Source organism: Marinobacterium sp. BA1 (genome assembly GCF_041155135.1).
Lineage (GTDB): Bacteria > Pseudomonadota > Gammaproteobacteria > Pseudomonadales > Balneatricaceae > Marinobacterium > Marinobacterium iners.
In genome coordinates this window covers 3,293,657-3,317,713 of sequence record NZ_BAAFHC010000001.1, presented here as the reverse complement: position 1 = coordinate 3,317,713, position 24,057 = coordinate 3,293,657, and the positions used below count along the sequence as shown (strand labels likewise).

Below are 24,057 nucleotides of genomic sequence, written 5' to 3'. Positions count from 1 at the left end.
GCCCTCTCCTCAGTGCCCGACCGATGCTGCACCCTTCTCGCCGACCAGATCGAAGTCGGCGAAACGGGACAGTCGGAAGGGTTCAATCAGTTCATGGTTGCGGTCGTTGGCCAGCGTCCAGGCCATTGTTTTGCCGCTGACGGGAGTGGCCTTGAAGCCCCAGGTCCCCCAGCCGGCATCAAGGTAGAAACCCTCAATCGGGGTCTTACCCATGATCGGGGCAAAGTCGGGGGTGATATCACTCATTCCGGCCCACTGGCGCATCACTTTCATGCGGCTCATGAACGGGAACAGGTCGATCATTTTGTCGGTCAGCCCTTCAACGAAATCAAAGCTGGAGCGGGTGGAGTGCAACACCGATGGATCGACCGAAGCCCCCATCACCATTTCGCCACGCGAGGACTGGCTGACATAGACATGCAGGCTGCCGGACACGACGATGGTGTCCATGAACGGCTTCACCGGCTCGGACACACAGGCCTGCAGCGGGTAGATCTCGATCGGGGTCTGCAACCCCAACATGGAGGTGATGCGCGGGGTGGAACCGGCCACCATGGATACCACCTTGTTACAGCTGACAAAGCCGCGGTCGGTTTCAACACCGGTCACCCTGTCGCCCTGGGTACGGATGGCAGTGACACGGGTTTTCTGATGAATCTCCACACCGCGGTTGTAGGCGCCCCGGGCGTAGCCCCAGGCAACGGCATCATGACGTGCAACCGCGCCCGGCGCATGATAGAGCGCGCCCATCACCGGGTTGTGGCCGGCACAGTCGAGGTCCATGTAGGGCACCTCTTTGGCGATGAAATCGCGATCCACCACTTCGGAATCGATGCCGTGATGCTTGTTTACCTCGGCACGCCAGCGCATGGTGCGCAGAGCACTGTCAGTGTGCGCCAGCGTGAAGTGGCCTCGTGTTGAGTAGAAGATGTTGAGGTCAAAATCGTCAGACAGATCCTCAAACAGCTTCAGGCTGGTGTCGTAAAACTTCACCCCTTCAGGCGTGAGGTAGTTGGAACGCACGATGGTGGTGTTGCGGCCGGTATTGCCGCCACCGATGTACCCTTGTTCCAGCACCGCCACATCCGTGATGCCGTGCTCCTTGGCGAGGTAGTACGCACAGGCCATGCCGTGACCACCACCACCGATGATCACCACGTCATAATGTGATTTCAGTGGCCGGGTTTCCGGAAAGAACCGGGGCTCATTGTGAGACGACGTGAAGCCATGTTTAAGCAGGCGCCAGGGCATAATATTCTCCTAGGCAAAGACAACGGTTTTATTGCCGTGTACCAGTACACGGTCTTCGATGTGGTAGCGCAGGCCGCGTGCCAACACCGACTTCTCCACGTCCTTGCCCAACCGGACCATATCCGCAGTGGTGTTGTGGTGGGTAACGCGATGCACGTCCTGCTCAATGATCGGCCCGGCATCAAGCTCCGAGGTGACGTAGTGACAGGTGGCACCGATCTGTTTCACGCCGCGCGCGGCGGCCTGATGGTATGGGCGTGCGCCAATGAAGGAGGGCAGGAAGCTGTGGTGGATATTGATGATCCGGCCCGGATACAGCTCACACAGTTCTTCGGGAATGATCTGCATGTATTTAGCCAGCACAATGGCATCGGCTTCCGCCGCCGCGATCTGTTCACGCACGGCACGGAAATGCGGTTCCTTGTTGCTCATATCGACCGGGACGTGTACATAGGGAATACCGTGCCACTCGACATAGGAGCGCAGGTCGTCATGGTTGGAGATGACACAGGGAATATCGATGTTCATCTCCCCCGAACGCCAGCGGTACAACAGATCCGACAGTGCATGCGCTTCCTTTGATACCATCAGGACCACGCGCTTGCGCTGGGAGGAGTCAGTGATCTGCCAGTGCATGCCGAACGTCTCGCCCAGCGGAGCGAATTTGGCTTTCAGTTCTTCCAGCCCAAATGGAAGCGAATCGGCCAGTACTTCGTACCGCATGAAGAACTGGCAGCTCTCTGTATCAGCGAACTGATGTGCCTCGCTGATCCAGCCACTGTGAGAGGCGAAGAACTGGGTAACGGCTGCTACAATCCCGACCCGATCAGGGCAGGAGACGGTCAGACGGAATTTGCGTGCATGTTGGGTTTCGATTGCCATGACCTTGTCCCATATTTCTTTAAAGGAAAGTTTATTTCCTTAAGGTAAAAGCAATCTCTTTGCCAACTTTGCTCTTCAGGCAAAAAAATTGCTCACAGCAAGGCTAAGGCATTGTTTTAGCTTATTATGTGAAAATAAATATACTGTCAGGAATATTAAGCTGTTCAAGCCTCACTCATGGTTGCACGCAGAAAAACGCACCATTGGTGAACAGAACGCACAAGAAAGGAGCATGACGCCCATGAGCGATGCCGATAACCCGAAACTGAAGCTTGAGCAGTACATCGCCATGCGCGTGAAAAGCAAACGTACCGAGCAGAGCCTGAAGATCACCGATGTTGCCCGCATCGCAGGGCTTAGTCAGGGTATGGTGAGTAAGATCGAGAACGCGCAGGTTTCTACCAGCCTGGATACGCTGAGTCGATTGTGTGATGCCATTGGGCTGCCGATTTCACAGCTGTTTACCGACTATGACCGCCCCGAGGGTACGGCACAGCTGACCAAGGCAGGTGAAGGGATGGAGGTGGTGCGCCGCGGGACCGAGAAAGGCCACACTTACCAACTGCTCAGCTACCACCGCGGCAAGAAGAAAAGCTACGAGCCGTTTCTGATCACCATGGATGATGCCAGCGAGGTGTTCCCGACCTTTTCTCACCCCGGTCAGGAGTTCATCTACCTGCTGCAGGGACAGATTCGCTACCGGCACGGCAACCATCTGTACGACATGGAGCCCGGGGATGCACTTTCATTCGATGCAGAGATTCCCCACGGGCCTGAAGAGTTGCTGGAAGTTCCGATCCAGCTGTTGTCGATCATTCATTATGATGACCAGTAGATGTAAGCCTGCCGTTTTCGGATCAAGACTCTCAGCCTATCCTTCTACCCGGTTTCGCCCGGATGATTTGGCACGATACATGGCGCGGTCTGCGGCCCCCACCAGCTGACGGATACTGTTACCGTTTTCCGGAAAACCACTGATGCCCGCGCTGAAGGTCAGTTCCAGCGACGCCCCCCCTTGGGTAACAAAGGGTACGGCATTGAAGTGTTTCAGCAGGCGTTGCATCATGCCGTGAGCGGAGCTGCGATCCATCCCCGGGAACAGCAGCAGAAACTCTTCGCCTCCCCAGCGGAACAGCCACTCATCGGCGCGCAGGCAGCGGCGCAGTTCATCGGCTACATGACGAATGGCCCGATCACCTTCCAGATGACCATAATCGTCATTGAGCGGCTTGAAGTGGTCGATGTCGAGCATCACCACTTGCAGGGGCTGATTATCGCGTCGGCAGTCACGCAGAAAACGTTCAAACAGCTCATACCCCGTGCGCCGATTATAGAGCCCTGTCAGTTCATCGCGCTGGGATCGCTCGAGCAGCTCGGCGGCATAATGCTCGGATTCTGTGATATCCAGCACAAGGCCGATCATGCGCTGCGGACGACCGTCCAGATCGTGTTGTGCCACCATCCCTCGGTCATGTACCCAGAGATAGTGTCCGTCACGGCTGCGCAGGCGGTATTTAGCCTCATAGCGCGACGACTTGCCCTGCAGATGATCCTGCAGCAGCGTGATAACGCGCTCCAGGTCTTCCTGATGTACTGAGTTGCGCCATGTATCCAGAGTGGGTGAGCTGATCTCGTTCGGACCATAGCCCAGCATGCGGAACCACTGCGGACTCAGAAAGAGGCTATGGTCCTGCAGGTTCCAGTCCCACAGGCCGTCACTGGACTCATTCAGCAACAGCGCACGAATCAGCTCATCATCCGTCAGGTGTTCGCGATGTCGGTGGTGCTCGCTCAGGTCACGTGCCACCGAGACCAGATAGCCTCGTCCCTTATATTCCAGATAGTCTGTGACCACCTCAACCGGGAAATCGGTGCCATCCTTGCGCACATGCCGCCCCATGAAGGTGTAATTGCCCGCAGCGATAATGGCCGCCGATATTTCACGCCACTGGTTGGGGCCGGTCACATCCTGATTCAGACTCAGTACGCTCTGGTCAATCAGCTCCTCTGGGCTCATGCCCAACGCTCGACAGCCTGCTTCATTGGCCGCAAGAATCGATGAGCTGTCGGGGTCAATCACATAAATCGCATCACTCACACCATGAAACAGACGTGTGAAAAATGCATCCTGCAACGGGTTACCTCTGTCCATGTATACTGTGCTCCAGCTCCTGTGCCGAGCCCGGTCGGCTGTACAGGTAGCCCTGAAAACCCTGGCAGCCCGACGTCACAAGTGCCTGTCTTTGTTCATTCGTTTCGACCCCTTCTGCCACAACGGACAGATCCAGGCTTTGGCCCAGCGCCACAATGGTACGGATAATGGCGGCATCGTTGGGATCCGTCATCAGGTCACGCACAAAGCTTTGATCAATTTTCAATTTATCCAGCGGCAGGCGCTTGAGATAACTCATGGAGGAATAGCCGGTGCCAAAATCATCAAGGGCGAAATGAACGCCTCGCTGGCGAAGTACCTGCATTTTGTCGATGGTCTGCTCTATGCTCTGCACCAGCATGCTTTCGGTCAGCTCCAACTCAAGCGCACATGCATCGGCCCCGGTTTGATCCAGAATCGAACATATTTCGGCGACAAACCCCTCATCCTGCATCTGACGGGCACTGATATTCACGGCGATACGAACGTTCGCAAGCACAGGATGCTGTTGCCAGGCGACAAGCTGTTCACAGGCGGTCCGCAGGATCCAACGCCCGAGTGGCAGAATCAAACCGCTGGTTTCGGCAACCGGAATGAAATCGGCCGGCGAGACCATGCCCTGCTCGGGATGCTGCCAGCGGACCAGCGCTTCCATTCCGATCAATTTGCCCTCCAGGTTGAACTGGGGCTGATACCAGAGTCGAAACTCATCCTGTTCCAGCCCGCGGCGCAGGCCGGCTTCCAGCTCGGCTCTGAGCCGCACCTGCGCCTGCATGGAAGGATCGAAAAAGCTGAATCCACTGCGCCCGGCACTTTTGGCTGCATACATGGCCAACTCTGCCTTTTTGATCAATCCACGAATATCACCGGGCGCATCGGAGAACATGGCCACGCCGATACTTGCGGTTCCGGTATGGGTGTTGCCATCACTCAGCTCAAAGGGTTCACTCAGCGCCAGCAATGTCGTGTTTACATGCTGTTCCACCTGCATCAAAGCACGATCACGGAAGGGGCTGAGCCCTTCCAGCAGCAGAATGAATTCATCTCCGCCGAAACGGGCCTGCATGAAATGTTCCAGCGGCAACTGATTGAGCCGTGCCGCCACAGCCTGCAACAATTGGTCACCCACCTCATGGCCCTGATCATCGTTCAGGTCACGGAAGTTATCCAGGTCGATGAACAGGATCGCCCCTTCCTGACCATTGGGCTCTGCCGCCATAAGTGCCACCTTGAGCCGCTCCTGCAGCTGGCGCCGGTTGGGCAACCCGGTCAGCGGGTCAAAATGAGACAACTGGTGCAACTGCTGCTGATGCTTGCGCTGTTCAGTGATATCGGTGGATACGCCACACAACCCGCGCACCCTTCCCTTGGCATCACACAGCGGCATTTTGACCGTCATCAGCACACGGGGCTCGGTTGAGTCGACCGGCGTGATCACTTCCTCAACCACCACACGCTTGCCCTGTTCAATCACCTGTCGATCGGCCTGGCGGATATCCTGCAAGGTGTCCGGGTCGAAGAAATCGGCGTCACTGGCCCCGGTTAACTGCTCTTCAGTGCGGCCCAGGAAACGGCACAGAGCAGCATTTACATACTCGTAACGGTAGTCCCTGCCCTTGTGGTAAATAAATGCCTGAATATTGGACAGGATGTCATTCAAGTGCGCTTCGTTTGCCTCGAGGGCACGAGTACGTGCCTGTACCTGTCGCTGCAGCAGCCAGACAAATGCCAGCGCCAGCAACAGCAGCAGAGCAGAAACCGACAGCCCCCACACCAGAGCAGGAGGCACCAGTGCCGCTGGGGTTTCGCCACCCCAGCGTTTCATCAAGTTATAGTAGGGGGAGTTCGCATCATCACGCCAACGTTGCAGCCAGTAGTCGATTCGTGACTGCAACTCATACCCTTTCCCGAGTGGAGCCGCGTAGTAAAGCCGACTGGGCTGAAACACGATAGAGGTCGGGATGATGCCGTATTCAGCTGCGTGATAGTTGCCGTACAGATGGTTGCTGACCGCCAGATCCACATAGCCCTGCTGCAACTCCTGTAACGTTTCCTGCAGGGTGCTCACCGGCATGATGCGAGGACTGATATCAAATCCGTCCATCAACTGCTGCAGGTATTCATGCTGGACACCATCGGCCAGAATCGCGACCCGCTTCCGATCCAGATCCAGTGGCGAATGGATATTGCTGCCGGGCCGGCTGAACAGCTGAGACCAGCTGTGCAACGCCGGTACCTGATGAAAGTCGTAAAGCTCCTGCCGCGCCGGGCTGCTGGCCACATCCGGCATCAGGTCAATATCGCCCTGTGACAACAAGCTCAGGCAACGCTGCCATTCACACTGTACCGGTTCCAGTTGCCAACCTTCACGTTCAGCTATTGCCTGCAGCAAGTCACCCAACAGACCACTGGGCCGACCATCGGCTGCCGGCATGATTTTGGGTTCATTTTCATACACGCCGACCCGCACGACTCTGTCGGGTGTCGCCATACAGGCGCTGGACAGCGTCACAGCCAACAGCATCACGTACCGCAGCATCGGAGTGGACAAGGGTTTTCTCACTGCACCTTCCCTGCTTACTTGGGGGACCTCTACAAGACTATACGCCAGAGCATTAATTAACCACCAGTGTCGCTCTGGATAATCACGGCCAGCACCAGCAACAGGGTTTCGATCAACTCAATCGAGGCTCCGGCGGTGTCACCGGTGGTTCCACCCAGACGGCGCAGCATCAGGCACCTAAGCCCCGCACCGACAAGCAACAGGTATAGTGGCAACCACAGGCTGAACAGGCCCAACAGCAGTATTACGACAGCACACACCCAAAATGCATGCCGACGCTGCAACAGTGGCAGCATTTCACGCGCGATACCGTCAGGTCGGGCATAGGGGGTGGTGACCAGCAGCAACAGCGCAGCACCACGACCCGCTACAGGGGCCAGCAGCAGAGGCCACAGCGTGGCCGTACTTAACAGAGCGGCGAGCGCACTCCACTTCAGCAGCAACACCAGTATCAGCACCAGCGCTCCACTGGCCCCCAAGTGGGAATCTTTCATGATTTCAAGAGTACGCTCTCGGCTGCCCAGTCCGCCCATCCAGCCATCGGCACTGTCAGCCAGTCCGTCCAAATGCAGCCCTCCGGTCAGCCCGGCCCAGACAAGCAATAACAGTGCCGCGCTCAGCCCGGTCGGTACCCCCTGCAGAACGGTGGCCAGCAGCAGCAAACACAGCCCGATCAACCCACCGACCAGCGGGTAATACAACAGAGCCCGTGCCTGAGTTCGCTTATCGGGCGGTGCAGCCAAACGCACCGGGATCAGGGTAAGAAATTGCAACGCACAGAGAAACGCCTGCCACCCAGTTTTCATTGGCGTGCATCCTGCAGCCGATGCAAACTGCCATGCGCTACCGGAAAACTGAACATTTCACTGACCGGAAGCCCGTTCAGAATACAGTGCAAGGCACGAATGACACCGCCGTGACAGATCAGCAGCACGGCACTGGAATGTTCCTGCTGAAGTTGATCCACCAGAGCTTCAAGACGAACAAAAAAATCGGCCAGTGATTCGGCCTGTGGCGGTGGACAGTGCCAGGGATCCTGCCAGAAGCGACCCAGTGCAGCCGGATCGGTTGCGTGGATGTGGGCTGCAGTCTGCCCGTCCCATTGGCCAAAATCGTATTCTCTCAAGCGAGCGTCGGTCACAAAGCCTTCAGAGCCGGCCCACTGCTCGGTAAAAGCAGAACAGCGTTGCAGAGGTGAGCTGAATACCCCCTCATAATCCTCAGGCCTGACCCCTTCCAAACCTGCGTGCATCTGCTGCCAGCCTCTATCGGTCAGGGCCGCATCCGTACGGCCCAGAAAGCACTGACCGGCATCGGTTTCACCATGACGCAGCAGATCTATTCTGAATACGCTCAACTCGGTTTCTCCGACACTGCCGCTTCTGCGAAGGTGGCCATACCGGCATGCAGCTCACAGGACATGCGCAACAGGGGCACAGCCGCAGCGGCACCACTGCCCTCACCCAGGCGCAGCCCCAGATCCAGCAGGGGCGGTGATGGCAATGCAGGCCTCAAATGTCTATATCCCGGCTCTGCCGAATGATGGGAAAAGATCAGCCAGTCAGCAACAGCCGGGTTGATCCGGCAGGCCAAAAGCGCCGCAACGGTACAGATGAATCCGTCCACCAGTGCTGCCAGACCTTCCTGAGCGCAGGCAACGTAAGCCCCCGTCAGTGCTGCAATTTCAAACCCGCCCAGCGAGGCCAACAGGGCCATTGGCTCTTGCGTGTCTCCGTTGTTGCGGCCATGACGCAGCAGAGCCTGTTCTATGATTCGGCACTTGTGCGACATGCCCATCGAATCAAGCCCGGTGCCGGGGCCCACCAGCTCCGCCACCGGTTTTTCCAGCAACGCCGCCGCCAGGGCCGTGGCCGCCGTTGTATTGCCAATGCCCATTTCGCCGCCAATGAAAAGCTCGGCTGGGGTGTGCAACACCGCTTCTCGCCCTGCCGCCAGCGCCTGCTGCAACTGCACTGCCGTCATCGCAGGCTCATGTAGCAGATTGCCGCTCTGAGCTGCAATCACGCGGGACTCAACCGCCGGCAAAGGCTCAAGCTCCACCACGGTACCCAGATTCCAGACTCGCAGCTCGGCTTCCAGCACCCGGGCCGCCACACTGATGGCAGCTCCGCCACGGGAGAAGTTGCGAATCATCTCAGCGGTGACCGCCTGTGGATAAGCGGACACACCTTCCACTGCAACACCATGGTCGGCCGCAAATACGGCGATGCTGATCCGTTGCAGTTGCGGACAGGCCTTGCCCTGCATCCCTGCCAATCGAATCGCCAGCTGTTCCAGCTGGCCCAGCGAGCCGGCCGGTTTGGTCAACTGTTGCTGGCGTGCCTGTGCCGCCGCAACAGCCTGGGTGTCAATCGGCTTGGTCGCATGGGTTATCCAGCTCATGCGGACACCTCCAGTGCCGGTCCCTTCAGTCGCATCGATATTCCCGCCACCATCAACACGACCTGATCAGCCAGGGCCGCTGCAGACTGGTTGAGCCACCCCGCCTCGTCAGTAAAGCGGCGGTTCAACTCCCCCGTGGGGACAATACCCATGCCGGTTTCATTGCTGACCAGAATGATGTCGCCACGGGCATTGCGCAGGGCCGCACAGAGAGCTTCCCGCTCGGCGTACATATCAGCCTTGGCCAGCAACTGGTTGGTAACCCAAAGGGTCAGACAGTCGATCAATAGACAGCGGTGGGGCGCCTGGTGCGACAGAATTGCGTCCGCCAGCTGCAACGGCTCCTCAATAGTTGTCCAGTGACGGGGACGATCATCCCGGTGACGGTTGATGCGTTCTTGCATCTCGCGGTCTTGCGCCTGTGCGGTAGCAATATAGATCACCTCAAGGCCCGAGGCCTGTGCCAACTGCTCCGCCTGCCGACTTTTGCCGGAACGAGCGCCTCCGAGAATCAGTCTGATCATCTGCCTTGTATCTGCCTGTATTGCCGATAAAAAAGAGATTGTACCTGCCGCAGCGGGCGTCAGAGAAATTCGGCTTCAATATCGCAGCTGCTTCTGCGCCCCAGCGCCGAGCGGTTTTGCTGCAGCCAACGCTCCATCTGAGCCTGACCACGCTGCATCAGCTCAAGCAGAAAATCAGGCCGCACATCCAGCTTGCTGCTTCGGTGCAGCTGACTCAAGCCCTCATCAGGCCCCAGCACGTGCAGCCGCATCTGCCGTATCCGGCGCTCAGGCCGCCCCAGCCGCCAAGGCGAGCGGCGCGCCCGCTGATGCATGGCCGCCAGCGCCCGCATCTCGCGCATGAAGGTGGTCTGAAACCCCAGTTCAGCCACGCGGTCGGCAATGGCCTGGGCACTGACCGGCGGTGCAGCCGGCTGCTGCGGGTGCAGCAACAGCAGAAGCAGATCGCGTGCCTTGCAGTCGAACAGCAGCGGGTACACCACCGGATTGCCGGCAAAGCCACCATCCCAGTAATGCGCCCCCTCAATCTCCACCGCCTGATACAGCGCTGGCAGGCAGGCAGACGCCAGCAGGTGTTCAGTGCTCAGTTCGTATTCACGAAACAGTTTCAGTTTGGCGGTTTCGACCTCGGTGGCGGCAATGAACAACTGAAAGGGCGCATCACGCCTCAGCCGCTCAAAGTCAACCAGATCATTCAGCAGGTCTCGCAGTGGATTGATATCAAACGGGTTCAGGTCATAGGGTGAGAGGTGCCGGGTCACCCCACTCCACCAGGTTGGCCAGTGACGGCTCCATCCCGCCGGGTCAAAGCTGTCGGGCAGCATCAATCGATGCCAGAACTCCGACAGCAGTGCTCGCGCACCCGCCGCGCCACCCTGCTGCCAACCTGCCGTCAGCATTACGGCGTTCATGGCGCCTGCACTGGTACCGCTGATGCCGTCAAAGCGGATGTCATCTTCCTGCAACAGACGATCCAGCATCCCCCAGGTGAAGGCACCGTGAGCCCCTCCCCCCTGCAACGCCAGATTCAGTTTCACTTCAGACATGCGCAGCCCCTTGTATTGTGCACTGCAACAAGCATCGGTTCAGACTGTTCTGGTGTCAATGCCAATAACACCCGAAAACAGCCCGGGCTTCGGTCACTCTATACCTGACCGGATGCCGGTTTCACAGGCCCGTAACTGAGGCTGGCGAACGCCGTTTCCGCTTCGCCCCGGCGCTGGTTGATCACCAGCGTCAGGGTAAAACTGAAGTTGCACAACAAGTTCAAAAAGCGCGGCAGAATATCCGCCACCTCCCGCCCCTCTTCACTAACGCGCACGAGCGCCCGAATCGCCTTTTTACAGTTGGAGCGCACGATATGCAGTTGAGGCACCGGTGCTGAGCCCCGAGGCAACACAAACCCCTGTGGTGGCGTAACCAGCTGTTGGCGAAAGTGCTGCAGTCTCGACTTGAGCCAGACGAGGTCAGCCTCCTTTAGGGCCAGCCGGCCACGAATTGAGCCGTTGGCGTGCAACACCAGCGGCTGCAGCTGTTCAAGATCCTGGCGCAGGTCATCCCACTCATTCGGCAGCGCCGCCAGCACCGCCCCAATCTGGGCACAAAGTTCGTCGGTCAGCAGTTCATAATCACACAGCCAGGAGGTTTCATGGATGAAGGGGTAACAGAGTTCATCCAGATCGCGGCTGTTGGCAATGCTCATATGGGTTCTCTCCCCTGCATGCGCAGCAGTGGCACTGCGGCGCTGAAATCAATTTCGGCCTCAACGCGGAACACCTGACGCAGGTTTTCCGTTGTCAGTACCGCCTGTGGCGCACCCACGGCAATGACACGGCCGGCATCCATCAATACCAGCCGGTCACACCAGGCCGCCGCCAGTGACAGATCATGCAGCGACAGGATCACCGCGCGCTCCCTGCTGGTGTAGCGGCGCAAAAGTTTCAGAACCTGCTGCTGATAATACAGATCCAGACTGGCCAAAGGCTCGTCGGCCAGAATCACGCGCGGCTCCCCTGCCAGCAGTCGTGCCAGCCAGACCCGTGCCTGCTCGCCGCCGGAGAGCTGATCCACCGGTACGTTTAGCCATTCGTCTACGCCGGTACTGCGTGCCGCCTGATCAATAATCTGCGCTGACTCATCCCCCCAAGGCAGACGCCCCAGCGCGATCACATCACGCACACTCAAGGTCCAGGCCGCCATGGATCGCTGTGGCAGAAACGCGATCTTGCGCGCCCGTTCCAGCGGTTCAAACGTGCTCAGGTTATTGCCTTCGAAACTGATCACGCCGGAACAGGGCTGGATGCCGGCCAGTGACTCCAGCAGAGAGGATTTGCCGGCACCATTGGGGCCAATAATGCCCAGCAGCTCGCCCGGTTGCAGATCCAGACTGACCGATACCAGACGCTGTGCCAGCGACAGAGCTTCCACCCGAATCAGATCCATCGTCGGCGCTCCTTCCATACCAGCCAGATGAACAGGGGGGCGCCGATCAGAGAGGTCAGCACCCCCAGTTTCAGCTCCTGCCCCGGCGGCAGCAGACGCACCACGATATCCGCCAGACACACCAGCACCGCCCCCAGCAGGGCCGAGGGCAACAGCACTCTGTCGGGCCGGTGTTGCACCCAAGGCCGCACCAGATGCGGCACAATCAAGCCGACAAAACCGATGGCGCCCGCCACGGCTACCGAGGTGCCCACCAGCAACGCCGCGCCCAGCACAATCAGGCGGCTTCCGCGCCGGGGGGACAACCCCATGCTTTGTGCCACTTGTTCGCCCAAGCTGAGTCCGAGCAGCAGACGCCGCTGACTGCAGATCAGACCGCCACCGACCAGCAATGCGGGCAGCAGCAACCAGAGATGATCCAGCCCGCGCTCGGACACCGAGCCCAGCAGCCAGAACACCAGCTCCTGCATGGCGAAGGGATTGGGGGCAAAGTTGAGTACCGCAGCCAGCAGCGCGCCGGTCAGCGTCGAGATGGCCAGCCCCGCCATGATCACCATCGCCTGCCCGGCGGGGCCTGCCAGCAGCAGCATGATCAGCAGCGCCAGCCCTGCACCCACCAGCCCCGCCAGTGCCGGTGCTGCCACACCCAGGGCCGGAAACAGACCAAAATAGAACACGCAGGCCGCGCCCAGTGCCGCCCCCTGACTGGCACCGGTCAGCCCCGGATCTGCCAGCGGGTTGCGCAGCAGGCCCTGCAGCGCAGCACCACTGAGGCCCAGAGACGCCCCCACCAACAGTGCCAACAGGGTGCGTGGCAGGCGAATTTCACTGCTGACAATGGCATCAATGCTCTGCTCCCCTCGTGCCCAGTCAAGCAGGCCCGTCAAGGGGGCTATATCGGTGCTGCCGGTAGCCAGTGACAGCAGCGCCGTCAACAGTACCAGCAACGCCAGTATCCCGTTCATTGCACTCGCTTCCGTTTCAGTTGTTCGATCAGTTCCCAGGTCCAGGGGCCGGGACACTGCCAGCGCCAGTAGTCGGTGCTCAACCACCCGTCCTGTGTGACAACCTGCTGCAGGGCCGGATGCTCGGCAAACCGGCTCGCCAGCGATGGACTCGCCGGAGCCGACCAGAGGATCGCATCAGGCGGGTCGGCTACCAACTGCTCTAGATCAAGGCGGACATAACCGGCATCACGCAGATAGTTGTGCCAACCCGCCTGACGCAGAATCTGGTCTTCAAAGGTACCTGCGCCCGTACCGATGCCGTTGGCGCCCAGCAGCAACAGCCGAGGCGCATCACCCGCTGGCTGCGCAGGCGCTGGAGCCGGTCGTGCCCGCGAGGGCGGCTGGCCTATAAGCTCAAGAAACTGACGCTCATAGACCTCGATTTCAGCAAGGCTGGTCGGCAGGGACAGGTCCACCACCGGAAGGGACAGCGCCTCAAGACGGCGACGCAACAGCAATGCGTTGTACTCACCCACCAGAATCAGGTCTGGCTGCAATAGATAGATCTGCTCCAGCGAGCCATCGTGCAGCGGCCAGTCAGGCATATCAAAAGGCAGCTGATAGCGCCGATGAGTTGGCGACAGGGCGGCAACCTGCTCAGGTTTTGCATGCAACGCCAACAGCCAGTCCATGCACAGATCCAGCGACAGGATGCGCTGGGGGGCTGACTGGGCACTGGCGCTGGCAAGCAGCAGCCCCAGCAACAGAGACCGCCCGAAGCCCCGCAAGCAGCGGAGCATCAGGCCAGACATGCCGTTTCCAGAATCAGAGTGCAGGTGTCCATGTCAGTGACAACAATGCTGTACGTCCTGTTTCACGATAGGGGTGATAGGTTGAGGGCCAGCCCACACCGTACAGCGCGGTGGCGTACTCTTTATCGAACAGGTTATCAACTTTCAGCTTGAGCGCCAGTTCAGGGTTCAGCTGCCAGCGGCTGCGCAGATTCACCAGTCCATAGCCGGCGATTTCACGCGTATTGGCGGCATCATCCCAGCGGCTGTCGGCCAGCTGCCAGCTGCCGCCCACAGACAGATCTCCGAACGTGCGATCCAGGTCCAGGCTCAGGCTGCGCTTGGCACGCCGGGCCAGAGTCTTGTCGGTATCCCGATCAACAGGGTCGACCAGCTCCAGCGCCAATGCGGTCTGCCAGCCGAACAGTTCGTGCTGCAGGCGTGCCTCGAAACCATTGATACGTGCCGTGCCAATATTTTGCGGAGTGAAGGTCGAATCCAGCGTAATCGCATTATCGATATCGGTACGATAGATAGACGCCTGCAGCTCGGTGCTCTGCCCCAGTCGGCTGCGCCACTGCAGCTCATAACTCTTTGAGGTTTCGGGCTGCAGGGCAGGATTGTCATAGCCCGGGTAGTACAGATCCACGAACGTGGGTGCCCTGAAGCCTTCGCTGTAGGAGACGATCAAACCGTTGTCTTGATTGAGTCGCCAGGTCAGTGCCGCACTCAGCGTATTTTCACTGCCGTACAGTTCGTTATCGTCATGCCGTAGGCCAACTTCGGTACTGAAGCGTACATGATCATAGCGGTGCTGAACGAACGCCGCCCGATTCCAGCGGCTGGTTTCAGCGAAGCTGTCATTGCCGTTTAGACGCTCCTTATGTCCATCGAAACCAACCAATAACTGCTGTGCCGGGGTCAGCTGTAGGGTGTTGAGCCAGGCCAGGCTGTCACGATAGGTATTGAAGGCATCACTGCCGGCGTGATCGTCAAATCGCGTCCAGCTGCGGTTTTCTGCATGGCCCAATTCTAGACGGCTGTGCCACAGATCACTGACCTGCAGATTGGCATAAACGGACGCGGTGCTCAGCTGGAAATCATTATAGGGATAGTCACCGCCCCAGCTCAGATCGAATTCGCTTTCGCCCCGCTGATCCAGCAGACTGACGCCGGCGTCAAACCGGTCGCTGAAACGGTGGTTGAGGTTGAAGCTGGCAGCCGTATTGCGATAGGCATCACGGTCACTGTCCGGGCCGGTGGCTTCATAAGTGCGGTTAATGCCATTGGTCTCGTCATTACTGAGGGTCAGGTTGAAACGCGTATCAGCATTGCCACCTGACAGCCCGAGGCTGCGCTCCCAGGTTTGCTCTGTACCGTAGCCCAGATGTACACGGGCACGCAGGCCATCTCCTTCCCCACGACGGGTGAAGATCTGAACCACACCGCCAATGGCATCTGCCCCGTAAATGGCGGAACGGGCCCCTCGCAACACTTCGATGCGCTCGATCTGATCAACCGACAGTGCTTCCAGCGCGGCACTGCCGCTGTCGGCGCCGTTGATACGCACACCATCAATCAGTACCAGGCTCTGGGATGATTTTGTGCCACGGATGTACAGGCTGGTCATACTGCCGCGACCGCCGGATTGGGTCATCTGTACGCCGGGTACCCGATCAAGCAGCTCAACAACGGTTGAAGGCTGCAGGCGTTCAATGTCCGCACGAGTGAACACTTGGGTAGCGGCAGTTGTGTCCTGCTGCAGCTGTGGCTGGCGGGAAGAGGTCACCACGATGGTGGAGAGTTTCAGCTGCTCATCAAGCGAGGTTTCAGCAGCAAAGGCAATACTGGGCGCGAGCGTAATGGCCAGCGCCAACGTGGAACGTTTCGGCATGGGAAAGACCTTTCTCATGTGTGCCACCCGCACACTGATGGATGAATGATCACTTCTGGCCGGTCTCCGGGCTCAGGCGTCAGACTGTGCAGTCAGGAGGGATGACACCTTCCCATATCGGATCGATACAGTGGCCTGTCGTCATCGCCTCACGCCTCTACCGTTGCGGGGGCAGCGTTGGCATTGCATCGACTTTCATAAAACGATGCGCACCAACTTCCCGTTTAAGTCCTGAACAGCTGTTCAGTACACCGGAAGCAAGCCGCGGATAATAGGCACTCAGGAGGAAGAGGTCAAACGGAGGCTGTTCAAGTGAAGTTGAACGAAAACGAACAAAAAAATGCCGCTTCCCCCGGGGAGATGGAGGAAGCGGCGCCAATCACCTTCGGCACACATCTGCAGTGCCTACAGTGAGCTAGACCTGTCAATGAACGAGATTAATCTTAAATATAATCATTCTTATTTGCAACAAGAAATTAAGCCAATAATGAAAAAACCGCCAACCCCGGGGAAACAGAGTTGGCGGCTGAAGGCCCAGGGAGTTAAAACTCGTAGCGAATACCGGCAAAGAACTGACGCTGACGCCCCGCCACCTTGCCATCCACCCGGCTGACCAGATATTCGCGATCGGTCAGGTTGTACACACTGCCGAACAGGGTGATATCGCTGCCGGGCTTTCTGTAGTTGATGGAAGCGTTCCAGAGGCTGTAGCCGTCAATCATGCCCTCTTGACCATTGGCACTTTCGACACGCGTGTTCTCGCCATCCACAAACTGTCGGCTGATGTAGTCCACACCGATGCGGGTATCCAACCCGTAGGGATTTTCGTAACCCAGGCTGAGTGAGGCCATGTGACGGGGGGCATACGGCATGCGGTTACCCGCTGCAATATTCTCCGACGGTACGGCCTTGCTGAACTCGGCCTTGAACAGGTTGGTATAGGAACCCGTTAAATAGACGTTGTAAGCACTGTCATAGAAGGTGCCGAAATCGATTCGGCCCGCCAACTCGATACCTGCCTGCTCCGACTCACCGGCATTGAAGAAACGGCCGCTGTCCTGAATTACGATCTCCTGGAAATCGGTATAGAACAGCGTTCCCGCCAGGGAGACACCATCGAAGTAGTCACTGCGCAAACCCAGTTCCCAGTTGGTGCTTTTTTCGGGGCTGGTTTTGGACAGCACCACACCATCACCCACCTCTCCCAAATCACGATCCGGGCGCGGAGGGGCAATACCGCGGTGTACACCGGCAAAAACGGTTGTGTTGTCGATGCCATTCCAGGCGATACCGAAGCCTGGCAGAACATCGGTTGAACGGTTGGTCTGACGAATGTCCTGCGGGTCGCCTTCCGCCCAGACCACATCGGTCTTGATGCTCAGATCCTCGATTCGAACACCGGGAGTAAAGGACCAGTCACCGAGGTGGAACGTGTTTTGGGCGAAGTAGGAGATCGCTTCCACATCGATGCGAATATCTTCACGCAGATAGTCCGTGCCAAAGGACTTGAGCCAGTCCAGATCGCGAGCACGGGGGTCACCATCACGGAACTGACGACGACGAATGTCCTCTTCGTGGTACCGAACGCCGACGACAGCATCACTGTCGAGGCCAAACAGGGTGTGATTGAAGTCCAAACGGGATTCAATACCCCAGTATTCATAGTCGCGGGGACGGTGACGTCCGCCACAGGCGTCTGCATTGGCAGCGGTCGCCGCTGTGCCACAGCGATCCAACTCTGAATAGGCAGTACCGTCAATAATGTAGCTGCCATCGCCCGGCTCATTGACCTGCCGGAAAGACGAGCGATAGGCATCCGCATAATAGGCTTGGGTATTGAGCGTGGCACTGTCGTTGATATCAAAGATGTGCTTCAGCTGCACACTGTCGCGCTGATGCTCGAAACGGTCATGATCGGAGGTGGGTGCCTGAAATTTGTCCTGAGCGTACTCCAGCTGCCCCAGGCCGGTTTCGGTAATGGCCGAATCTTCTTCAAAGCGACTGACCTTGGCAATCAGCGTTTGCCGATCCGTCAGGTTGAGCTGCCCTTTGATGGAAAATTCGGTGACATCAAAGTCATGCCCACGACGAACGCCATCACCCTGCTTCTGCAGTGCATCAATCATGATACCGCCGGTGTCATTTCCGTAGCCCAGGCGCGTATGCGCACCTCGGAACCCCTGATTACCGGCGTCCATAGTGACAGCGCCTTCAAAGCCATCGGTCGGCACCGGGCGTGTCACGAAGTTGATCATGCCACCCACGGTTTGTGGCCCGTGCAGTATCTGCCCCGAGCCTTTTACCACCTCGATGCGCTCAACTCTGTCCAGCGGGGTCGAGTAGTGTGCTGATGGGTCGCCATAAGGGCCCAGAAACAGCGGCATGCCATCTTCCATCAACAGGGTGCGGGAAGTACGGCGGGGGTTGAGGCCACGCACCCCGATGTTGAGCGCCAGGCCATAGCTGTCTTCATCAACCGCATTGATACCGGGGACGGTTTTCAGTGCTTCCTTCACGGTAAACGGCCGACGACGTTCAAGGTCACGCTCGTCCACAATATCAAATGAACCGGGAACCGCTTCCAGTCGGTCGGGCAAAATGCCGGTAACCGTCAGTGTGTTTATGCTGTCCACCTGCTCCGCCTGCAAGGCGAATGGGACCAGCATCAGCGAAGAGGCGATGGCACTGCTGAGCAGTTTCTTGCGAAAAAACATGGGTCACTCCTGTTGCCGAGAGGACAGCCTCTGCCAATGAGAGGGCTGGCAAAATTGTTGCAGCAGTATGTGATGAGCAACAAAACGCTGTCGTCGGCAACAGGTAGCGGTACTGGCGTACTTTGGTACTACGCCCGCAACAGAGCGAAAAAATCCTGTATCTGACGGGAAAAATTCCCGGTTAATATTAGCCGAAACGGTACCCGGACAGGCTTGTCTCCAGTACCCGATCTACAAACACATGTTGTCCCTGATCATCACCGGCAGCCCCCGCCGCCAGCATCAGTGGCAGTAAGTGCTCCTCTTGCCGCTCCGGGTGGCATTCACGCGCCCTCGGGGCCTGATCCCAGTGCGCCAGCGCCTGCCAGCGCACTGCAGGGTCGGCCTCGACCGTCTGCGCCAGCCAGGCATCAAACTCATCCGAGATCGGGCCAAAACGCGGATCGCGATAGCCACGCATGTTGTGGAAACTCATGCCACTGCCCACGATCAATACGCCCTCATCCCGCAGCGATTGCAGTGCTCGGCCCGCCTGCAAATGCGCCTCAGCATCCAGATCCCGACGCAGTGACAGCTGTACCACCGGGATCTCCGCCTCCGGGAACATCAGCTTGAGCGGAATGAACATGCCATGGTCGAAGCCCCGGCCGGCATCGGTTGCAGCCGGCAGCCCGGCCTGCTGCAACAGCTCATTCACACGCTGTGCCAATGCCGGCTGGCCGGGAGCCGGGTAGGTCAGCTCGTAGGTGTGTGGTGGAAAATTGTAGTAGTCATAGATCAGATCCGGCTGTTCACCCGAGGTAGTGCTGAACACGGGCTCAAGCCAGTGGGCCGATACCAGCAGGATCGCCTTGGGCTGTTCCGGCAGGGTCTCGCGAATGCCACGCAGAAACGCTTCCATCCGATCCCAGGCATCGGGCGGATTCCAGTCCATGAAAAAACAGGGGCCTGCCCCGTGCGGCACAAAAAAGGTGGGCTGAGTGGATGACATGGGGATCACTCCTGTTGCGGATTTAAACGATATATTCACAGACCAGGGTGGCAGAGCTGTCCTGCAACGCCAGACTGATCAGAACACGGTCACATTCAAGTGCTCCGGCCGCCATGCGGTGGCGGTCAAAGGCGGCCTCAACGCCGGATACTCGGCAGTGCTCAAAGCGGGTGGGCGGCGCTGTGCTTGCACGCTCGCCGGCCGGCAGCTCGATGTACAGGGTTCGCAGATCGGGCGCGGTGTCGGCGGCCTTTTCCAGCCAGCGGACCAGCGCTCCCGGCTGCTCGATACGCGTGAGCGCAAAGTGATGATCCAGCAGTGAGAACTGCAGCACGTCGCCTTGCTGAACCAGCAGGCCGCCCAGCATTTCAAGCTGGTCTGCCAGATTGTGCTCGTTCAAGGGTTCAGACATTGAGCCAAACATTCAGCGCTCCTCGGTTATGCGAGACGAAAGTATAACAGCGCCAGCAGGATGCTCGTTTTTCATTTTACGGCTGAGGCCAATTGCCCGAGCTCAGCCTCTGCTCGGTACTGACCTCTGAGTTGTATAGATACAGCCAGGCACGGCCATGGGGCGTGTCCACCTGAATCCGGTCATACAGTCCGGTGTGCGGTGCATCGGCACAGTATTCTTCCAGCTCGTCCAGAGCGGCAAAGGTCGCCGCATTCACACGGTACACCTCGACCTGCGTCTGGCCCGGCTCCCGCTTCACCGCCGGCCAGGGGCCCAGGTCATAGAGCACGAAGCCATCCAGCCATGTTGAGCCAAGATATTCAGCCCCGCTGAGAAAGTGGTGGTTGCCTTGCCCCTGTTTAAGAGTGCCATATACGGCGACCCGAATCTGCTCCATTGCCAATCCTCTGCGTATAAACGGGTCACCTATTCTTAAATACCTTAAGGCCATTGAGCAAGGAGATCCCATGCGCACGTTTTTTCTCGGTCTGATACTGCTGACGCTGACCGCCTGCACCAGCCTGCCCGATCGAGTCGAGCCGGTGAGCAACTTCGAGTTGAACCGTTATCTGGGCACCTGGTATGAGATCGCCCGGCTGGATCATTCGTTCGAGCGCGGCCTGAGCCAGGTGCAGGCCGAGTACAGTCTGAGAGACGATGGCGGGGTGAAAGTGATCAACCGGGGTTTCGACGCCGCCCGAGGTGAGTGGCGCGAGGCCGAGGGCAAGGCGTATTTCGTTGAGGACAGTAACACCGGCTACCTGAAAGTGTCGTTCTTTGGTCCTTTCTATGGTGCCTATGTGATCATGGAACTGGACCACAAGGGCTATCAGTACTCACTGGTCAGCGGCCCGGACCGGGACTATCTGTGGATACTGTCGCGCACGCCGAAGATGGATGCCGATACGCTGGAGCGGCTGGTTGCCATCGCCCGCAAGGCAGGTTATCCGGTGGATGAGCTGATTTATGTGGAACAAGGTTCTGACCGCTAACCGGCTGCACCAACCTGTAGAACTTCTTGCTTGAAAGCTGGGTAGATTGCTTAGCCTCATGCCATAATGATTAAAATAATCAATTTGATCAGATTAAGGAATGTACATGGAACTCAATGCGACAGAAGCCAAAAGAGAGTTCGGCGATCTGCTGCTTAAAGCACAGAAAGAACCCGTTAACATTGTAAGAAACGGCAAAAGGGTCGCGGCCGTCATCTCAAATGATGAGTTTGAGCAGTACGAAGCCTACAAGCTTATGAAATTAAAGCAGGAAATTGATGCCGGCCTGGCCGACGTTGAAAAGGGTCAATTGCATGATGGTGCCGACGTCATGGCGGCGCTGATCAAGAAGGTGAATGAATCATGATCTATGTGCTCACGGAACGAGCAAAGCAGGATCTCGAAAGCATCACCGATTTCAGTCTAAAACATTTTGGCCGTTTGCAGACTCAGGCCTATCTGCTTCAACTCGAGTCCACCCTGAAATCACTGGCCACCATGCCATCGGCAGGCCGGTTACGCTCTGAGCTGGCCCCCAGCATCAGGAGCCAGCCTTGCAGTCGTCACAATATTTACTATCTGGCACAGGACAACGGCATCAAGGTGATCCGCATCCTGCACCAAAGCATGGAGCCAAGCGGAAGGCTTTAAGCCGCTGCCGCCCGATCCTCACGCAGCACTCTGGCGGCATCCACCATGTTCTGTAGTGCCGGGATTACCTCACTCCACTGGCGGGTTTTCAGGCCACAGTCGGGGTTCACCCAGAGGTGTTCTGCCGGGATGCGCTGCGCCGCGAGACGCATCAGTTTCACCATCTGTTCTACCGACGGGATATTGGGGCTGTGGATATCGTACACGCCCGGGCCGATCTCGTTGGGGTAGTGGAATTCGTCGAATACATCCAGCAGCTCCATGTCGGAACGGGAGGTCTCAATGGTGATCACGTCCGCATCCATGTACGCGATCGCCTCAATGATGTCGTTGAACTCCGAATAGCACATGTGGGTATGAATTTGAGTGCTGTCCGACACGCCGTTGGCACTGATGCGGAACGATTCCACCGCCCAGTTCAGATACTCGGCCCATTGGCTGCTGCGCAGTGGCAAACCTTCGCGCAACGCGGCTTCATCGATCTGGATGATATCGATACCGGCACGCTCCAAATCCTGCACCTCTTCGCGGATCGCCAGCGCCAGCTGGTAACAGCTGAGTGAGCGCGGTTGATCATCACGCACGAATGACCAGTTAAGAATGGTGACTGGGCCGGTCAGCATGCCCTTCATCTTTTTCTCCGTCAGCGACTGGGCATATTTGATCCACTCCACGGTCATTGCCTTCGGGCGGCTGATATCGCCGAACAGAATCGGCGGCTTGACGCAGCGGGAGCCGTAGGACTGCACCCAGCCGAACTGGCTGAAGGCATAGCCGTCGAGCTGCTCACCGAAGTACTCCACCATGTCATTGCGCTCAGCTTCACCGTGTACCAGCACGTCCAGCCCCAGAGCCTCCTGCTGTTTGACGGCAAATTTGATCTCCTGCTGCATGCGGACTGTATAGTCTCCAGCATCCAGCTCACCCTTCCTGAACGCCAACCGCGCCTGGCGGATCTCCTGCGTTTGCGGGAAGGAACCGATGGTAGTGGTCGGGTACAGCGGCAGGTTCAGCGTCTGGCGCTGCAGCGCTGCCCGCTGCGGATAGGCACTCTTGCGCTTGCCCAGGCCCGGATCGATGGCGGCAACGGCGTTCTGTACCTTGGGGTTGTGCACCCGCGGTGAGGTACGGCGGCTGTTCAGCGCTGCGAGATTCTCGGCCAGCTCAGCGGCAACAGATGCCCGACCATTGTTCAATGCGCTGTGGATAACCCAAATCTCATCCAGCTTCTGCTGCGCAAAGGCCAGCCAGGAACGAATCTCGGCATCCAGCTTTTGTTCGCTCGCAAGATCCACCGGCACATGCAACAGCGAGCAGGACGGTGCGATCCAGAGGCGACTCCCCAGCCTTGCCGCCACGGGTTCCAGCCAGTCCAGCAATGCACTCAGATCGGTTTTCCAGATATTACGACCATTGACCACACCCAATGACAGCACCTTATCCGTGCTCAGCTGCTCGATCACCGGCTCGACTTCATCGCGGGCATTGACCGCATCCAGGTGCAGTCCATCAACCGGCAGGCTGCAGGCCAGCGCCAGATTTTCTTTCAATTGACCGAAATAGGTGGTCAGCAGCAGCTTCACGCCCGTGTTGGTCAGCGCCCCATAGGCGGTACGGAACGCCTCCTGCCACTGCGGTGCCAGCTCAGTGACCAGTGTCGGCTCATCGATCTGCACCCACTCGATGCCGTTCTCGGCCAGCAGTCCAAGCAGTTCGGCATAAACCGGCAACAGCTGCGCCAGCAGGCTCAACGGATCGGTTGCGTCCTTGGTCTTGCCCAGCAGCAGGTAGGTAACCGGGCCGATCAGCACCGGCTTGGCGTTGTGACCCAGTGCCTGAGCTTCTTCAATCTGCGCCAGCAGGCGACTCGGGTTCAGGCTGAAGCGGGTCTCGGCGCTGAACTCCGGCACGATGTAGTGGTAGTTGGTATCGAACCACTTGGTCATCTCACCGGCATGCACACAGTTGCAGCCGCTGTCGTTGGCGGAGCGGCCACGGGCGACACGAAAATACTGATCCAGTTCCGAGCCTTGCAGCCCCTGCACTCGGGCCGGCAGGTTGCCGAGGGTAAAGCTCAGATCCAGTACCTGATCGTAGAGGGAAAAATCCCCCACCGGGATCAAATCGAGTCCCGCCTGACGCTTCCAGTTCTGCGCCCGCAGCTCTGAGGCGGTCTGCAGCAGCTCGGATTCGCTTTTCTCGCCTTTCCAAAAGGCTTCCTGGGCAAATTTGAGTTCGCGCCGTGCGCCGATGCGCGGAAAACCCAAGTTGTGTAAACGGCTTTTTGTCTGTGGCTGAAGGCTTTTGTTTTGTCGCTGAAGGCTCATAACACTCTCCAAAATTCAATTCGGAGTCGATGCTAGCCCTTATGAATGATGAAAAATAATGGCATTATCTCATCAACAC

Annotated in this window: 23 protein-coding genes and 1 riboswitch; of the genes, 4 read left to right on the top strand and 19 right to left on the bottom strand. The window is 58.2% G+C overall.

Annotated features, from left to right (window positions below; all coding sequences use genetic code 11):
• Nucleotides 1–9: 9 nt before the first annotated feature.
• Nucleotides 10–1,251, bottom strand: coding sequence for an FAD-dependent oxidoreductase (locus ACAM29_RS16175; protein ID WP_091827700.1), 1,242 nt, complete (start codon nt 1,249–1,251; stop codon nt 10–12).
• A gap of 9 nt (nt 1,252–1,260) precedes the next feature.
• A complete protein-coding gene (gene purU, locus ACAM29_RS16170; protein WP_369624717.1) occupies nt 1,261–2,133 on the bottom strand; it encodes a formyltetrahydrofolate deformylase in 873 nt (290 codons plus the stop codon).
• A 241-nt stretch (nt 2,134–2,374) separates the two neighbouring features.
• On the opposite strand from purU, the gene ACAM29_RS16165 reads away from it, so the two are divergent.
• Nucleotides 2,375–2,968: a helix-turn-helix domain-containing protein gene (locus tag ACAM29_RS16165; protein WP_091827702.1), complete on the top strand. Its 594-nt coding sequence runs from the start codon at nt 2,375–2,377 to the stop codon at nt 2,966–2,968.
• Between the two features lie 36 nt (nt 2,969–3,004).
• On the opposite strand, the gene ACAM29_RS16160 is transcribed toward ACAM29_RS16165, so the two are convergent.
• The 16 genes from ACAM29_RS16160 to ACAM29_RS16085 all read right to left on the bottom strand — a co-directional run bounded on the left by ACAM29_RS16160 (nt 3,005) and on the right by ACAM29_RS16085 (nt 20,405).
• On the bottom strand, nt 3,005–4,285 hold the full coding sequence (locus ACAM29_RS16160) for a diguanylate cyclase (RefSeq protein ID WP_369624716.1): 1,281 nt from the start codon (nt 4,283–4,285) through the stop codon (nt 3,005–3,007).
• On the bottom strand, nt 4,272–6,848 hold the full coding sequence (locus tag ACAM29_RS16155) for an EAL domain-containing protein (protein WP_369624715.1): 2,577 nt from the start codon (nt 6,846–6,848) through the stop codon (nt 4,272–4,274). Before ACAM29_RS16155 ends, ACAM29_RS16160 begins: the two co-directional genes overlap by 14 nt.
• Nucleotides 6,849–6,904: 56 nt before the next feature.
• Nucleotides 6,905–7,654, bottom strand: a complete 750-nt coding sequence (gene cobS, locus ACAM29_RS16150; RefSeq protein ID WP_369624714.1) for an adenosylcobinamide-GDP ribazoletransferase — start codon at nt 7,652–7,654, stop codon at nt 6,905–6,907.
• Nucleotides 7,651–8,205: a histidine phosphatase family protein gene (locus ACAM29_RS16145; RefSeq protein ID WP_354411073.1), complete on the bottom strand. Its 555-nt coding sequence runs from the start codon at nt 8,203–8,205 to the stop codon at nt 7,651–7,653. Before ACAM29_RS16145 ends, cobS begins: the two co-directional genes overlap by 4 nt.
• Nucleotides 8,202–9,251: a nicotinate-nucleotide--dimethylbenzimidazole phosphoribosyltransferase gene (gene cobT / locus ACAM29_RS16140; RefSeq protein ID WP_369624713.1), complete on the bottom strand. Its 1,050-nt coding sequence runs from the start codon at nt 9,249–9,251 to the stop codon at nt 8,202–8,204. The genes ACAM29_RS16145 and cobT overlap by 4 nt, the downstream gene beginning before the upstream one ends.
• Nucleotides 9,248–9,775: a bifunctional adenosylcobinamide kinase/adenosylcobinamide-phosphate guanylyltransferase gene (cobU, locus tag ACAM29_RS16135; RefSeq protein ID WP_369624712.1), complete on the bottom strand. Its 528-nt coding sequence runs from the start codon at nt 9,773–9,775 to the stop codon at nt 9,248–9,250. Before cobU ends, cobT begins: the two co-directional genes overlap by 4 nt.
• 59 nt (nt 9,776–9,834) lie before the next feature.
• The gene (locus ACAM29_RS16130) at nt 9,835–10,821 is read right to left on the bottom strand and encodes a patatin-like phospholipase family protein (RefSeq protein ID WP_354411081.1); all 987 of its coding nucleotides are present in this window, start codon (nt 10,819–10,821) and stop codon (nt 9,835–9,837) included.
• Between the two features lie 98 nt (nt 10,822–10,919).
• Complete coding sequence (locus ACAM29_RS16125) at nt 10,920–11,477, bottom strand: ATP:cob(I)alamin adenosyltransferase (protein WP_091827709.1); 558 nt, start codon at nt 11,475–11,477, stop codon at nt 10,920–10,922.
• Nucleotides 11,474–12,217, bottom strand: coding sequence for an ABC transporter ATP-binding protein (locus tag ACAM29_RS16120; protein WP_369624711.1), 744 nt, complete (start codon nt 12,215–12,217; stop codon nt 11,474–11,476). Before ACAM29_RS16120 ends, ACAM29_RS16125 begins: the two co-directional genes overlap by 4 nt.
• Entirely contained in the window at nt 12,208–13,182 is a 975-nt protein-coding gene (locus tag ACAM29_RS16115) for an iron ABC transporter permease (protein ID WP_091827711.1), read from the bottom strand. Before ACAM29_RS16115 ends, ACAM29_RS16120 begins: the two co-directional genes overlap by 10 nt.
• Nucleotides 13,179–13,976, bottom strand: a complete 798-nt coding sequence (locus ACAM29_RS16110) for an ABC transporter substrate-binding protein (protein WP_369624710.1) — start codon at nt 13,974–13,976, stop codon at nt 13,179–13,181. Before ACAM29_RS16110 ends, ACAM29_RS16115 begins: the two co-directional genes overlap by 4 nt.
• Nucleotides 13,977–13,989: 13 nt before the next feature.
• Nucleotides 13,990–15,867 (bottom strand): TonB-dependent receptor, encoded by a 1,878-nt coding sequence (locus ACAM29_RS16105; RefSeq protein ID WP_369624709.1) that lies wholly within the window; start codon nt 15,865–15,867, stop codon nt 13,990–13,992.
• 21 nt (nt 15,868–15,888) lie between these two features.
• Nucleotides 15,889–16,120: riboswitch (cobalamin riboswitch) on the bottom strand.
• 271 nt (nt 16,121–16,391) lie between these two features.
• Nucleotides 16,392–18,563, bottom strand: a complete 2,172-nt coding sequence (locus ACAM29_RS16100) for a TonB-dependent receptor family protein (RefSeq protein ID WP_369624708.1) — start codon at nt 18,561–18,563, stop codon at nt 16,392–16,394.
• A 187-nt stretch (nt 18,564–18,750) separates the two neighbouring features.
• Nucleotides 18,751–19,554 carry a class III extradiol ring-cleavage dioxygenase gene (locus ACAM29_RS16095; RefSeq protein ID WP_369624707.1) on the bottom strand — a complete coding sequence of 268 codons (804 nt, stop codon included), beginning with the start codon at nt 19,552–19,554 and terminating at the stop codon, nt 18,751–18,753.
• Nucleotides 19,555–19,576: 22 nt separating this feature from the next.
• Complete coding sequence (locus tag ACAM29_RS16090) at nt 19,577–19,978, bottom strand: hypothetical protein (protein ID WP_354411104.1); 402 nt, start codon at nt 19,976–19,978, stop codon at nt 19,577–19,579.
• Between the two features lie 64 nt (nt 19,979–20,042).
• Nucleotides 20,043–20,405, bottom strand: a complete 363-nt coding sequence (locus ACAM29_RS16085; RefSeq protein WP_354411106.1) for a gamma-glutamylcyclotransferase family protein — start codon at nt 20,403–20,405, stop codon at nt 20,043–20,045.
• 70 nt (nt 20,406–20,475) lie between these two features.
• On the opposite strand from ACAM29_RS16085, the gene ACAM29_RS16080 reads away from it, so the two are divergent.
• The 3 genes from ACAM29_RS16080 to ACAM29_RS16070 all read left to right on the top strand — a co-directional run bounded on the left by ACAM29_RS16080 (nt 20,476) and on the right by ACAM29_RS16070 (nt 21,651).
• Nucleotides 20,476–21,000 carry a lipocalin family protein gene (locus ACAM29_RS16080; protein WP_369624706.1) on the top strand — a complete coding sequence of 175 codons (525 nt, stop codon included), beginning with the start codon at nt 20,476–20,478 and terminating at the stop codon, nt 20,998–21,000.
• A 106-nt stretch (nt 21,001–21,106) separates the two neighbouring features.
• On the top strand, nt 21,107–21,367 hold the full coding sequence (locus ACAM29_RS16075) for a type II toxin-antitoxin system prevent-host-death family antitoxin (RefSeq protein ID WP_354411111.1): 261 nt from the start codon (nt 21,107–21,109) through the stop codon (nt 21,365–21,367).
• Nucleotides 21,364–21,651: a type II toxin-antitoxin system RelE/ParE family toxin gene (locus ACAM29_RS16070; RefSeq protein WP_354411113.1), complete on the top strand. Its 288-nt coding sequence runs from the start codon at nt 21,364–21,366 to the stop codon at nt 21,649–21,651. The genes ACAM29_RS16075 and ACAM29_RS16070 overlap by 4 nt, the downstream gene beginning before the upstream one ends.
• Here the strand turns inward: ACAM29_RS16070 and metE are convergent.
• Nucleotides 21,648–23,978 carry a 5-methyltetrahydropteroyltriglutamate--homocysteine S-methyltransferase gene (metE, locus tag ACAM29_RS16065; protein ID WP_369624705.1) on the bottom strand — a complete coding sequence of 777 codons (2,331 nt, stop codon included), beginning with the start codon at nt 23,976–23,978 and terminating at the stop codon, nt 21,648–21,650. The two genes, ACAM29_RS16070 and metE, sit on opposite strands and share 4 nt — an antisense overlap.
• Nucleotides 23,979–24,057 lie beyond the last annotated feature (79 nt).